This is a genomic window from Acinetobacter sp. TUM15071 (assembly GCF_008980925.1).
GTDB classification, from domain to species: domain Bacteria; phylum Pseudomonadota; class Gammaproteobacteria; order Pseudomonadales; family Moraxellaceae; genus Acinetobacter; species Acinetobacter dispersus.
This window is the reverse complement of record NZ_BKGB01000017.1, coordinates 63,614-77,006: the sequence shown is the minus strand read 5'-3', so window position 1 is coordinate 77,006 and position 13,393 is coordinate 63,614. Positions and strand designations below refer to the sequence as shown.

The window sequence follows — 13,393 nt, the reverse complement described above, 5'->3', positions numbered from 1 at the left end:
GAGGAATATGAAAATGTCAAAAGAAATCAGTATCCAAAATCATAATGGTCAAGGGATTACCCTTGCAGCAGTAATCAACTTCCCTGAAGGTTTTGATGAAAGTAAAACTTACCCTGCAGTGGTGGTGAGCCATCCAGGCGGTGGTGTTAAAGAGCAAACGGCTGGGTTATATGCGCGTAAGTTAGCTGAACATGGCTTTATCACGATTGCCTACGATGCTTCTTATCAAGGTGCGAGTACAGGTTTGCCTCGTCAGTTAGAAAACCCGTATGTTCGCACTGAAGATGTCAGTGCTGTGATTGATTATTTAACAACACTGCCTTATGTCGACAATAACCGTATTGGTGCGATGGGGATTTGTGCAGGTGCAGGTTATACCGCAAATGCCGCCATTAATGATCGCCGTATCAAAGCTGTCGGTATGGTCAGTGCAGTTAACATTGGTCAAATGTTCCGTAATGGCTGGGAGAACAATGTCAAAGATGCAGATGCGATCCCTTATATCCAAGCAGGTACCGATGCCCGCACCTCAGATGCTAGTGGCGCTGAGATTGCAACAATTCCGCTTGCGCCATTGCGAGAAGAAGATGCACCAAATGAAGAATTGCGTGAAGCATGGGAGTATTACCATACCCCACGTGCGGAACATCCAAATGCACCGGGTTTTGCTACTGCACGCAGTTTAACTCAAATCATTACTTATGATGCCTATAACAAAGCTGAAGCATTTTTTACTCAACCTTTATTGGCCATTGCAGGCAGTGTAGCAGGTAGTAAATGGATGAGTGAGGACTTGATTAATCGTGCAGCGAGTACGGATAAACAACTTTATGTAGTAGTCGGGGCCAACCATATGTCTCTCTACGACAAACTAAATTTTGTTGATGAAGCGGTCGCTCAATTGGTTCCATTCTTTAGCACAAAACTTTAATCACACCGTCCTTAAAGTAACTCAACAGGTCACTTTAAAGTGGCCTGTTTTTTTTTTTCAAGATGTGGGAGTAGCACAATGAAACGTATTTGGTTTGTGACAGGTACAACACGCGGAATGGGTGTTGAAATTGTTAAAGCAGCGATTCAGCAAGGGGACTCGGTGATTGCGACAGGGAGAAGTTTAAGCAAACTTAAGGCACTTTATTCAAATTTTCCTAGCGATCAGATTGAGTTGGTGGAGCTTGATATTCGTGATGAACAGCAGGTTAAAACCGCTGTAGAGATTGGACTAAAGCGTTTTGGACAGATTGATGTTCTAGTTAATAATGCTGGTTATCCATTGCTCGGACGTTTTGAAGAGGTGACCGCAGCACAAATTGAACAGCAATTTGCCACCAATGTCTTTGGCACATCTAACGTACTCCGTGCGGTATTGCCGATTATGCGTCAGCAACGTTCAGGTCATATCATCAATACATCTTCAATTGCTGGAGTAAAAGCCGTTGCCAATGCGGTGTTTTATTCAGCTTCAAAATTTGCAGTCGAAGCGATTAGTTTGGCTTTATTAGATGAGGTTGCACCATTTGGAATTAAGGTTACTACGATTGAGCCAGGCTTTTTCCGTACTGAGTTTTTAAGTGAAAGTTCAACACAATATGGGACGCAGCTACATAAAGATTACGAAGCATTGGGTAATACCAAGGCCTTGATGTCGGCTGCAGATGGACAGCAACAGGGCAGTCCTGCCAAATTGGCGCAAGTGGTGATGCAAGTGGCTGCAATGGACAATCCACCGAAACAGCTATTGATTGGCAATGATGCGATTGACTATGTGATGCCAACCTTGACGTCTCATTTAGATGAAATTAAGCAGCATGAAGCTTTAACTCGAAGTACTGATTATTAATTCAATAGGTAAGACTTAAAATGAAAACAGCTTTAATTACAGGTGCAAGTGCGGGTATTGGTAAAGCACTTGCTTATCAATTCGCTCAACAAGGTTTCAATTTGATCTTAGTTGCACGTCGCAGTGAAGCTTTAGAGCAAATTAAGCAAGATTTAGAAAACCGTTATTCAATTCAAGTAGAAAATCAGATCTTTGATTTAGCCGTATCAGGGCAAACGGCTGTGTTATATGACACAGTCAAGCATCATAAAATTGATGTACTGATTAATAATGCAGGCTTTGGTGACTATGACTTAGCTTGGAACGCAGATTTAAGCAAAGTCATGAAGATGATTGACTTAAATGTCAGCGCACTCACTGATTTATCATTACGTTATGTCAAAGACTATGTGGATGAAGATGCGGTATTAATCAATGTGTCAACTGTAGGAGGATACGCTGAGGTTGATGTTGCAGTTCCATACTGTGCGACAAAATTCTATGTTTCATCATTTACTGAAGGTCTTGATTTTAGCTTGCGGACGCAGGGTAAAAATATGCGAGCAAAAGTGCTTGCCCCTGCTGGAACGCAAAGTGAGTTTCATAATGTTGCCGCAGATGGTAGTGGGATCGATATCAATGAATTGTATAACGGTGCAGTGTTGATGACGGCTGAACAGCTTGCTGAAAGCGCTTATCAGCTTTATTTAAGTGATAAAACCGTAGGTATGGTTAATGCTGAGAATGAGTTTGAACTCAAAGATGCAATTTTTCCACAGGTTGCTTTATTGTAAGAAGAAAGAGATCTCGGTATTGATATGAAGCAAAGGCTAAAGGAATTTAGCCTTTCTTTTTTCTTAGGGGATATTTCGATTGCTTGATAGAGCTGGTGGTAAGTGCTGAATGAGTCGATCAATCGCCAAACGTGTTTTTAATGGCATATAAGACAAACTTGGCCAAACAACATGAATAGGGAAATCGACACTGGAAAACTCTGCCAAGACCTGAACTAAACTGCCATCATGCAGTTCTTTGTGAATCAGCCAATCGGGAAGCCATGCAATGCCATGATGTGACAACACCGTATTTTTAATTGCCTGCATATCATTTAACATCAATTTTGCTTTGGGCTTGATCGCGTAAAGCTGCTTGTTTTCATCTTGTAGTTGCCATTTTGGCAAATGCCCTGATGAGGGAAAGGCAATCGTGGTGTGTTGTAGTAGATCATCTAAGTGATTTACTGGACCTGATTTCTGGAGATATTCAGGGGTGGCACAGAGCAGCATCCGATGATCGCCTAGCTTTCTCGCAATCAAATGATGGTTATCTGGTAAAGCACCAATACGAATGGCTAAATCAAAACCATCTTCGACCAAATCGACAGTTCGATCATTAAATGAAAGTTCCACCTGCAAATCAGCATGTTGCTGTGCGAGTTCTACCATTAGTGGGGCGATATAGAGTTGACCAAACAGAACAGGTGCCGAAATTCTTAATAAGCCGGTTGCACTGATTTTACCTTGCTCTAATAAGCTCTCTGCACTATGGATTTCAGCAATAGCACGCTGACTGTGTTCATAAAACAGCGTACCTTCCGCCGTTAAGCTGAGGGTTCGGGTGGTGCGTTTAAATAAAGTCACACCTAAACGTTGCTCTAAACGCGCAATACTTTTACTGACCGCCGAGCGGGTTAGATGCAATTGCTCTGCGGCATTACTAAAGCTACCTGCCTCGACCACTGTCACAAATATTGAAATTGTACTGAGTTCAGTTTGCATGATTGTAGATATTTGGGAATCAATAAATAGAAATATTATCACTACTGGTGATTTAGTTGTAGTAGTAACATGTCTCCATCAAGATATGGAGAACAAACATGGCGAAAGTGTTGGTGTTGAAATCAAGCATTATGGGTGATCAATCACAGACCAGCCGTTTGATCGATGTATTTTTAAAACAACGTGCTGAAAAAGGCATACAGGATGAGGTAATCATCCGTGATTTAACAACACTTAACTTGCCTGTATTGGATGCGGAAATTTTCCATGCACTGCGTGGTGCAGAGCATGTTTCAGCACCGATTCAAAAAATTATTCAGTTATCAGATGAATTGATTGCAGAGCTTAAAGCAACAGATTTATTACTGATTGGTGCACCAATGTACAACCTGAATGTGCCAACACAGTTGAAGAACTGGTTCGATTTGGTGGCACGTGCTCGTCATACCTTTCGATATACCGAAACCTATCCACAAGGCTTAGTTGAAGGCGTAAAGGCAATCGTAATGAGCAGCCGTGGCGGTATTCATCTTGGGCAGGTCACAGATGCAGTAACGCCTTATCTTCAGTCTGTTTTAGGATTGATGGGCATTCATGACGTTAAGTTTGTATATGCAGAAGGTTTAGACATGTCTGCTTTAAAAGTTGATGCGTTAAAACAGGCGCACCTAAAAGTACAACAGATTGCCATTTAACAATCTGAGACCCCTTACTGCCGACATTGGTAGAGTCGGACAATCAGGTGCCTGATTGTCCGATTTTTTCATATTTACATAAAATAGGGGCGATTTGCATCTGTATTGGGCTTGTTCACACCTAAGTTATCCCGTGAGGCAAAGCTTGGTGTTTGTATGATTTTGACCACTAAGGCTGCGACACTTTTACGTGAAACAACCGTGCCTTTAAAGTCTTCATTACGCGCAGTGGTTTCATAATCAATTTCATCTTCATCCATGAGCCAAGCCGCACGCAAAATACTGTAATCCAGATCAGAGGCTTCTAATAAATCGGCTGCTTTACGATATGGGCCAAGGTATTTGCCAATTTCATTCTGATTCCATTCACCAAATTTACCTTTGACTTCATCATAGATGCCTAAGGAATTAATCAAAATAATGCGCTGAACACCTGCACTGTGCATGGCTGAAATAATATTTTGTGTTTGTTGTTCTAATTCACCAGCAAGGTTGGCGTAAACAATGTCTTGCCCTTGTACAGCCTGCTTTAATTGCTCGAGATTCAAAACATCAGCTTCGACAACTTTTGCATTGGCTGGCAAATCAGTTCCTAATTTCTTTGCATCACGCACCAATAATGTTTGGGTCAGGTTAGGTTCATTTGCCAACATCTCGATGGCCCATTGAGCAATTTGACCTGATGCACCAAGTACTAATATATTTTTCATTTTTAACGACCTTTGTTTAAGATTCATCATTTAAGAAAAGGCATGTGGATGTCATTTTCTTGATCTTTGATGATTCTATTTAAGCCTAAAAATACGAAACGGATTGACCTGAAATGCTCAGTTGTTTGCCTAATTTGATCAGCTTTATTTTTCATTCTGTCAATGCGCTCAATAAAAAGCCCCATATGTGAATGAGGCTCTTAATCGAAAGGGATTGTTTAATTAACGGATATTCTTCCACCATTGTTTAAAGGATTGGCGATCATTATCTAGCTCTACTAATTCACCAATCATTGGTGTAGCAAGACGATATTTCCTGCTTTGTGAATATTCGACAATACGGGTAATTGGCTCGTACCAAGCATGTTTAGCCAAACTGAATTTTGAATGATGTACGGGAATCATATTACGTGCCTTCAATTCCTCCGTGGCCTGAGCCACTTCATCTGGATGGCAATGCACTGAACGCCAAGCAGCATCATATTGACCATTTTCCATCAAGGCCCAATCAAAAGGACCGTATTTCTGTCCAATCTCGACAAAGTGTTTGCCATAGCCACCATCACCTGTATAGAAAATCTTTTTATGTGGGGACTGAATCACAAAGGAAACCCAAAGGTTTTTACCGCCATCTAAAGCGCGGCGAGAGTCATGATGGGTAGTTTCAGTGATAATGGTGATCCCATCATCAAACTCGATTCTGTCACCCCAGTCTCTTTCAATCAGTTTCTCTTTGGGATAACCCCAATATTCAAAATGTTCACCAACACCTAAGCCTGTAATCACGTATTTGACTTTGTCTTTAAGTTTAAGCGTGGTTTCGTAATCCAGATGATCATAGTGGTCATGTGAAATCAGCAAATAATCAATGTCGGGTAAATCTTCAACCTTATAAATATCTGTCCCTTTATAAGCACGGGTGCCCCACGGGAAAGGGGAAGCTTTGCCACTCATGACAGGGTCGATCAAGAAGGTTTTACCATGCAGTTGCATAAAGACCGATGAGTGACCAAACCAAATAATGACATCTTGTTTAGGGTCTAGGGCGAGGAGATTGGTTTTAATGGAAGGGATTGGATCGATGGGGTTACGATGCGGAATGGTTTTGATAAAGGTTTTGTAGAGTTCTACCGCAATATTTGAGCCTTCACTCATGCCTGATTTTTCGATGAGATTACGGAATTGGCCTTGTCGATAATTGGGAGAATTCTCGATTAATTGTAGGCGTTGACCCGAAGGGATTTTACCAAATAGGGGTTGTTGGGCATACATGGCACTGCCAGCAATGAGCAGAACGACAGCGATAGCAAAAAGAATAAGCATAGAGAGCGTCAACCTTTTCATTTGAGCATTCGATACAACAGTAATAAAAAGTAAAAGCGACAAAATGATGAAATATTGTCTAAAAGTCGACGAATGAAAACTTGCCTATTGTTATTGAATATTTGCCTAAACTAACGAGAAATGTATTCCTAATGATGCAATTGGATTTGTATTGACGTGATTGAGCAAAAGGAAGTCATTTAGGGCGACTTGGTTTATGCTAGACTATGCGATGTTACAGCATTGCAAATGACTGTGAGTCAAGAGAATGAGTAGGTAAGATGATCGGGCAGCAGAGAAACATATTGGCAACTTTGGGAATCGATGTTTGGATTCCTAGAGAAGTGGTATGTCAAAAAAATACTGCACCGAACTTATGGCGAGATCAAGTGGTTGATGAGGTCTCACAATCGACAGTGCTTGCATTTGATTCGGCTCCGATTGTTCAAGAGACTCCAGTTACACCTGCGCATACGACACCAATTACCGAAATTGAAATACCTCAACAGACGAAAGTTGTTGTAGAGCCTGTCGCTAAAGAAGCTGTCGTTGAAAAAGAACAGATTGTTATTACGGCTCAGATTCAGGCTCTTGAGTTGCAAATGTATGTTTTGGACAACTGTGCCATTTTATTAGAAAGTAGCCAGTTGAATGATGCAGAACAGCAATTATGGCAAAATATTCAAAAAGCAAGATTGGGTCAATACGCAGAGTTGAAATGGCCATTTCCCTTGGTCGCTTTTCAGGAAAGCAGAGGGCTGTCTTCGTATATTCAAGGTTTTATCGATGCCACTGCGACCAATAAGAAAATATTATGCTTAGGTCAACTGGACTTTATCCAGCATTCTAATATATTACATTTAGCGAGTTTAGAAGAAATGATTGCTCAACCGCTTTTGAAAAGACGGTTGTGGCAACTTATGCAATAAAGAACGGAATGTAATAATGAAGAAAGTCGTTGTATTCAGCCAAATAGATCAGGATGTTTTAGTAAAGTTACAGCAAGATTATCAGGTGGTGGTCCTTAACCCGAAGCTTGGTGATATCAACGAACAGATTCGAACTGAGGTGGTTGATGCTGATGCCATGATTGGTGCAGGGCGTTTACTGAATGAAAGCAATTTAGCTCCCGCACAAAAACTCAAAGTTATTTCTACGGTTTCCGTTGGCTACGACAACTACGATGTCGACTATCTCAATAAAAAGAAAATTTGGCTTGCCAATACCCCACATGTACTGACAGAAACGACCGCTGATCTTGCATTTACATTATTGCTCAGTGCAGCACGTAAAATTCCATCATTAGATGCATGGACCAAGCAGGGTCAATGGAAACGAACCGTTTCAACTGAACAATTCGGTGTTGATGTGTTCGGGAAAACCTTAGGTATTATTGGTTTGGGTAATATTGGAGCTGCCATTGCTCGTCGTGGTTTCTATGGTTTCAATATGAATATTTTGTACCATAATCGCCGTGAAAAGATCGAAATTGCACAGGCATTTAATGCCCAATATCGTGACTTAGATCAGTTGTTACAACAGTCTGATTTCATTGTCGTTGCGGTCGATTTAAATACTGAATCTAAAGCACTGATTGGTGCAGAACAGTTTGATTTAATGCAGAAACATGCAGTATTTGTGAATATTGCTCGTGGTTCGGTGGTGGATGAAGATGCACTGATTCAGGCCTTACAGCAAAACAAAATCTTTGCAGCTGGTCTAGATGTTTATACCAAAGAACCTTTGCAAAGCTCTCCTTTATTTGAATTAGCAAATGCTGTGACTGTACCGCATCTGGGCTCGGCAACTGCAGAAACACGCAAAAAAATGGTAGATCTTGCTTATCAGAATCTGATTGATGCATTGGAAGATCGTACACCTCGCTATTTGGTGAATCCAAAGTTCGAATAATTGCTTACAATGCAGACAACTTGATTGCTGCATTATTGTGCGATCTCATCTTTCTAAGCTGATTAATATTGATACACTTGCGCCCTTTGTGATTTCGTCTTGGGGCGTCTGGTGTTTGAGAAATTAGCTGAACAAAGTTTGGGCTTAATGGGTTGGGAAATCGACAATCATTGGGATTTAAACATTGACCAATGTGTCATGATTGCTGCCCCGCATACCAGCAACTGGGATGCTTTATATGCGCGTTTGGCGTTAAAAGCGTTGGGCGTTAATGTACGCTTGACCATTAAAGACAGCTATATGAAATTTCCATTTGGGCCATTTGTTCGTGCAATGGGCGGCATCGGGATTGATCGTACTGTCAAACAAGAAGGGCAAGCGCGACCAAGTATGGTCCAGCTGATGAGTGACCTGTTCAAAACTCATCCTAAGTTAGTCATGCTTGTGACTCCAGAAGGGACGCGTGCTAAACAAGAGCAATGGAAAACAGGTTTTTATCACGTTGCAATAACAGCGGGTGTGCCGATTGCACTTGCGTATATGGATTATGCCAAGAAAAAAACGGGTGTAGGAAAAATTGTTTACCCTACAGGTGATTATGAAAAAGATATGACAGAGATCATGTCTTTCTATGCGCAAATTAATGCTAAATTCCCTGAAAATTTTAGTGTAGATCAGCGTTACGTTGCGGCAGAGTAATCTGGCTGATTTCAAAAATCATAAGATAAGGCAGGATTTCTCTGCCTTTTATAACACTTTGTTGCAAATTTCTCCTATTTTCAATGTTATAGTAAATTTCTTTATTAAAATCATAGAGAAACCACTTGAGATCGTTGCTGCTCGCCTGTGGCTTATTGGCCACAACTCAATTGAGTCACACTGAGGTCTTTTTACCTTCCCATACGGCTGGGCAAACAGAAGTGCCTGAAATCGGCAGCGGTATAGGTTTACTTGATCAACAAAAAGAAAAATTCATTGGTGAAAAAGTCTATCGTGAAGTACATCGGCAAATGCCCACAGTGCAAGATGCATGGTTGGAAGATCAGTTCTTTCAAGTATTTTCAGGTATTCTCAGCCAGACTCAATTGGGTCAACCGATTGGCTTGGTGATTATCAAAGATCCTCAAATTAATGCTTTTGCTGTTCCTGGTGGTCTATTTGCATTGAATACAGGTTTGATTACTTCAGCTAAGAATCTGGATGAGATTGCTGGTGTCATGGCGCATGAGATTGCACACGTATCACAGCGTCACTATAGCCGTTCTCAAGAAGCATTTAAGGGACAGGGCTTGCTTGCATTAGCGGGGATTCTTGTTGGTGCAGCTATTGCATCTCAAGCCGATGGCAATGCGGGTGCAGCCGTAATGATGGGTACTCAAGCAGCATTGATGGATAAGCAGTTGAGTTATAGTCGTAATCAGGAACGTGAAGCGGATCGTATCGGTATGCAGTTTATGTCTGCGGCAGGTTATAACCCACAAAGTATGGCAGATTACTTCGAAACCATGCATCGAGCGACCAGCCGAGTTAGTTTTTTACCTGATTTTTGGTTTACTCATCCACTAACAACAGAACGTATGAGTGAAGCACGTCTGCGCGCCAATCAACTTCCTAAAGTAAAGTCTAAAATTTATGATCTTGATTTTGAAATTCTAAAGCTTTACACCTTGGTGGTATCGAATCAGGCGACTGAAATTCAATTACAGTCACTGGCAAATCAGAAAAATACAGCTGCACAATTAGCACTGAGCAAGTTTTATCTGGAGCAGGGCGATTATGCACAAGCTCAGGCCAATTTAGATTTGGTGAAGACTAAACTTCAGAATCATGTACTTGTACCGCTGATTCAAACCGATATCTATTTAGGTCAAAATAAATTGGATCAGGCTTTTAATAGTATTAATCCAATTCAAAAAACCATGCCTGAGAATCGAGCTCTATCTTATAAATTGGCAGAGGTGCTGATTCGACAAAAGCAAGTTGCACAGGCACAAACATTGGTGCAACGTTTTATTCATAAAAACCAACGTGATATTGAGGGTTGGCAATTGTTACAACAGGCAACCAATTTAGATAAAAGTTCACCTTTGCAAGCCGTTAATGTATTGGGTTATCGGGCAGAGGCCGAATATTGGTCAGGCTATGAAGAAAATGCGATTAAGTCGATGTTACATGCGCAACGTCTGGCAAAAGGCAATGTCGCGATGTCGGCTAAGATTGACGCTCGGTTAAAACAAATGCAAGATGAGCGACGTATGAGGCTTTAGATAATCATTAAAACAATTAAAGGAAAGACACATGGTTAAAGGACAATGTTTGTGTGGAGTAGTGCAGTATCAATATCATGGGGAAATTGAAAACAGTATTTTATGTTACTGCACTGATTGCCAACAAGCACAAGGTTCTATCGCAGGTTGGAATAGCCCAATTGATCAAATTCAATTTGAGCTTATTTCTGGGCAAGACCAACTGAAAGAATATTTTCATACCCCAAATAAGGCACGGGTATTTTGTCAAAACTGTGCCAGTCCACTTTATTCCTATCGTACGGATTTACTCAATATTATTCGTTTACGTCTTGGTACGGTAACAGAAGGGAATATACCAGCTCCGACAGAAGAATTTTTTCTGGAGCATAAACCAAATTTTATTGAATTGAGATAAGATGGCGTGCGTAAGCAAGAGCTGAGAAGTTAAAAGATTTATGAACAAAATTTTAGTTTTTATTTTTGCGATAAGCAGTGTGGGGATCAGCTCAGCGGCTTCCGTTGAACAATATGTAAACTCGGTGGATAAAATTCGTGGCGTCTATGCGCAAGATATTCGTAGCTTTTTGCGGAGTCTGAATCCACAAACCTCACAGTTTACACCTGAGCAGCAAGCGAAATATTGTCAAATTAATCAGCGCTATATTCAAGATATGTCTGATGCGATTGAGCAAAACCGCTCATCATTACCGCAACAGTATGCAGGTATGACCAAGCAAGATTTGATTAAACAGGTGTCTGAATCGAAAGAGATGCAAATGCTTTCGAAATATAATGTTCAGTGTGATTTTAAATAAAAGAAAGACTTTGGGTTCATTGTTGAAATGAATCCAATTTTTTAATGCAGTTGAATATATAAAGGAGAGTTAAGCAGATTAGCTTAATTTTGCTTTAATTTTGGCAGAAACTTGTGCAGGATCGGCACGCCCGGCTATGATCGGACGTAGAGAATTCATCACCTTACCCATATCTTTCATGCTAGTAGCTTCTTGAGCAGCAATCGTTTGCTCAATGATGGAATCAAGTTCTTCCTCAGTCATAGCTGCTGGTAGAAATTGAGAAATAACCTCAACTTCGGCTTGTTCCTTACTAGCTAAATCATCTCGACCAGCGCCAGAAAAGGCCTTGATCGATTCTTTACGTTGTTTAATTTGCTTTTCAATGACCGCAAGAACCTGAGCATCGTCAAGCTCAATGCGCTCATCGACTTCGATTTGCTTAATTGCTGCCTGTACACCACGAATAACCGTTACTGTTGCCATATCTTTGGCACGCATTGAATTTTTTAACACGTCAGTAATTTGGTTTTTTAAAGTATTCATAGTCTCTTCAGCAGTCAATCACAAATTAATTAGTAAAGGCGAGTAGTACGTACAGATTCGCGAGTCAATTTCTTTTGATAACGCTTAACTGCAGCAGCTTTTTTACGCTTACGTTCTTGAGTTGGTTTCTCATAGAATTCGCGCTTACGAACGTCAGCTAAAACACCAGCTTTTTCGCATGAACGTTTGAAACGGCGGATAGCTACGTCTACTGGTTCGCCTTCTTTCAACTTAACTTGTGGCATGTAAAATCCTCTAAGATGATGGATATGATCTAACGCACTATTGCACTAGATCGCAAGTGAAGGTCAGTATTTTACTCATTTACAACTCAGATCACAAGTCTATAATAGCTCGGATATTATTTTTGATCGTTGTAAAGGCAGTTTAATGATTGTTTTGGGCTTAGAAACTTCGTGTGATGAAACTGGGTTAGCACTCTATGATAGCGAGCTCGGCTTACGTGGACAGGTTTTGTATAGCCAAATTAAACTGCATGCAGAATATGGTGGTGTTGTACCAGAGTTGGCTTCACGTGACCATGTTCGAAAAATGATTCCTTTAATTAATCAGTTGCTTGAGCAAAGTGGTGTCAAGAAACAACAGATTGATGCAGTTGCTTATACTCGTGGACCTGGTTTAATGGGTGCACTGATGACAGGTGCATTGTTTGGTCGTACCTTGGCATTTGCATTGAATAAGCCTGCAATTGGTGTGCATCATATGGAAGGTCATATGCTTGCACCATTACTTTCGGAAACTCCACCGGAATTTCCGTTTGTAGCGTTACTGGTTTCTGGTGGACACAGCCAATTAATGGCAGCTTACGGTATTGGTCAATATGAACTACTGGGTGAGTCGATTGATGATGCCGCAGGTGAAGCCTTTGATAAAGTCGCAAAAATGATGAAATTGCCTTATCCGGGCGGTCCAAATATTGCGAAGTTAGCTTTACAAGGTGACCCGCAAGCGTTTGAATTTCCGCGCCCGATGTTGCATCAAGGTTTAAATTTCTCATTTAGTGGTTTGAAAACTGCTGTTTCAGTACAGTTGAAAAAGTTGGGTGAAGAAAATCGAGATGCTGATGTGGCAGCGTCTTTTCAAGAAGCGATTGTGGACACATTGGTTAAAAAATCCGTGAAAGCTTTAAAACAAACAGGTCTAAAACGTTTAGTGATTGCAGGTGGTGTGAGTGCCAATCTGCGTTTGCGTGAACAATTAGAAACGTCATTGGCAAAGATCAAAGCTCAAGTTTATTACGCTGAACCTGCTTTATGTACCGATAATGGTGCCATGATTGCTTTTGCAGGATATCAGCGTTTAAAAGCAGGACAACAGGATGATTTGGCTGTGACAACCACACCGAGATGGCCGATGACAGAGTTAAAGCCAACCTAAGATATCACTCGTAATTTTGTTTGGATGCTATGCTTAAAGCCAATCCTCATTATTATTTTATTTAAAAATCAGATCATTCATTTTTATGCAGGCTGCGGTGACAGTTTAGAGTCACTGCTATCTTGTTAAATTATTTATTTTGATGAGCTAAAACTCATCGTGGAGTATAG

16 protein-coding genes are annotated in these 13,393 nt (G+C 40.8%); 11 read left to right on the top strand and 5 right to left on the bottom strand.

Translation table 11 applies throughout. The features are described from left to right. Nucleotides 1-13: 13 nt before the first annotated feature. The 3 genes from GBI66_RS15405 (at nt 14) to GBI66_RS15395 (ending at nt 2,613) form a co-directional block, all read left to right on the top strand. On the top strand, nt 14-931 hold the full coding sequence (locus GBI66_RS15405; protein WP_151716687.1) for an alpha/beta hydrolase: 918 nt from the start codon (nt 14-16) through the stop codon (nt 929-931). Nucleotides 932-1,009: 78 nt separating this feature from the next. Further along, on the top strand, nt 1,010-1,840 hold the full coding sequence (locus GBI66_RS15400) for an SDR family NAD(P)-dependent oxidoreductase (protein WP_151716686.1): 831 nt from the start codon (nt 1,010-1,012) through the stop codon (nt 1,838-1,840). Nucleotides 1,841-1,860: 20 nt separating this feature from the next. Further along, nucleotides 1,861-2,613, top strand: coding sequence for an SDR family oxidoreductase (locus GBI66_RS15395; RefSeq protein ID WP_151716685.1), 753 nt, complete (start codon nt 1,861-1,863; stop codon nt 2,611-2,613). A gap of 63 nt (nt 2,614-2,676) precedes the next feature. Here the strand turns inward: GBI66_RS15395 and GBI66_RS15390 are convergent, their stop codons facing one another. Then, the gene (locus tag GBI66_RS15390) at nt 2,677-3,597 is read right to left on the bottom strand and encodes a LysR family transcriptional regulator (protein WP_151716684.1); all 921 of its coding nucleotides are present in this window, start codon (nt 3,595-3,597) and stop codon (nt 2,677-2,679) included. Between the two features lie 98 nt (nt 3,598-3,695). Here GBI66_RS15390 and GBI66_RS15385 point away from each other — a divergent pair, with 98 nt between their 5' ends. Further along, the gene (locus GBI66_RS15385; protein ID WP_151716683.1) at nt 3,696-4,292 is read left to right on the top strand and encodes an FMN-dependent NADH-azoreductase; all 597 of its coding nucleotides are present in this window, start codon (nt 3,696-3,698) and stop codon (nt 4,290-4,292) included. 74 nt (nt 4,293-4,366) lie between these two features. On the opposite strand, the gene GBI66_RS15380 is transcribed toward GBI66_RS15385, so the two are convergent. Both GBI66_RS15380 and GBI66_RS15375 read right to left on the bottom strand, forming a co-directional pair. Beyond that, nucleotides 4,367-5,002: an SDR family oxidoreductase gene (locus GBI66_RS15380; RefSeq protein ID WP_151716682.1), complete on the bottom strand. Its 636-nt coding sequence runs from the start codon at nt 5,000-5,002 to the stop codon at nt 4,367-4,369. Nucleotides 5,003-5,224: 222 nt separating this feature from the next. After that, the gene (locus tag GBI66_RS15375) at nt 5,225-6,325 is read right to left on the bottom strand and encodes an MBL fold metallo-hydrolase (protein WP_151716681.1); all 1,101 of its coding nucleotides are present in this window, start codon (nt 6,323-6,325) and stop codon (nt 5,225-5,227) included. Nucleotides 6,326-6,606: 281 nt separating this feature from the next. Between GBI66_RS15375 and GBI66_RS15370 the strand changes: the two genes are divergently transcribed. From GBI66_RS15370 to GBI66_RS15345, 6 genes are all read left to right on the top strand, one after another. Further along, complete coding sequence (locus tag GBI66_RS15370; protein ID WP_151716680.1) at nt 6,607-7,254, top strand: hypothetical protein; 648 nt, start codon at nt 6,607-6,609, stop codon at nt 7,252-7,254. A 16-nt stretch (nt 7,255-7,270) separates the two neighbouring features. Next, a complete protein-coding gene (locus GBI66_RS15365) occupies nt 7,271-8,236 on the top strand; it encodes a D-glycerate dehydrogenase (RefSeq protein ID WP_151716679.1) in 966 nt (321 codons plus the stop codon). Between the two features lie 111 nt (nt 8,237-8,347). Continuing rightward, nucleotides 8,348-8,935 (top strand): 1-acyl-sn-glycerol-3-phosphate acyltransferase, encoded by a 588-nt coding sequence (locus GBI66_RS15360; RefSeq protein ID WP_151716678.1) that lies wholly within the window; start codon nt 8,348-8,350, stop codon nt 8,933-8,935. Between the two features lie 155 nt (nt 8,936-9,090). Then, nucleotides 9,091-10,503: a M48 family metalloprotease gene (locus tag GBI66_RS15355; RefSeq protein WP_228267302.1), complete on the top strand. Its 1,413-nt coding sequence runs from the start codon at nt 9,091-9,093 to the stop codon at nt 10,501-10,503. Between the two features lie 31 nt (nt 10,504-10,534). Next, a complete protein-coding gene (locus GBI66_RS15350) occupies nt 10,535-10,900 on the top strand; it encodes a GFA family protein (RefSeq protein WP_151716676.1) in 366 nt (121 codons plus the stop codon). Between the two features lie 40 nt (nt 10,901-10,940). Continuing rightward, the gene (locus tag GBI66_RS15345; protein WP_151716675.1) at nt 10,941-11,300 is read left to right on the top strand and encodes a hypothetical protein; all 360 of its coding nucleotides are present in this window, start codon (nt 10,941-10,943) and stop codon (nt 11,298-11,300) included. Nucleotides 11,301-11,378: 78 nt separating this feature from the next. On the opposite strand, the gene GBI66_RS15340 is transcribed toward GBI66_RS15345, so the two are convergent. Further along, entirely contained in the window at nt 11,379-11,825 is a 447-nt protein-coding gene (locus GBI66_RS15340; protein WP_004808327.1) for a GatB/YqeY domain-containing protein, read from the bottom strand. A gap of 29 nt (nt 11,826-11,854) precedes the next feature. Beyond that, nucleotides 11,855-12,070, bottom strand: a complete 216-nt coding sequence (gene rpsU / locus GBI66_RS15335) for a 30S ribosomal protein S21 (RefSeq protein ID WP_004652785.1) — start codon at nt 12,068-12,070, stop codon at nt 11,855-11,857. 145 nt (nt 12,071-12,215) lie between these two features. On the opposite strand from rpsU, the gene tsaD reads away from it, so the two are divergent. Next, a complete protein-coding gene (tsaD, locus tag GBI66_RS15330; protein ID WP_151716674.1) occupies nt 12,216-13,223 on the top strand; it encodes a tRNA (adenosine(37)-N6)-threonylcarbamoyltransferase complex transferase subunit TsaD in 1,008 nt (335 codons plus the stop codon). Nucleotides 13,224-13,393 lie beyond the last annotated feature (170 nt).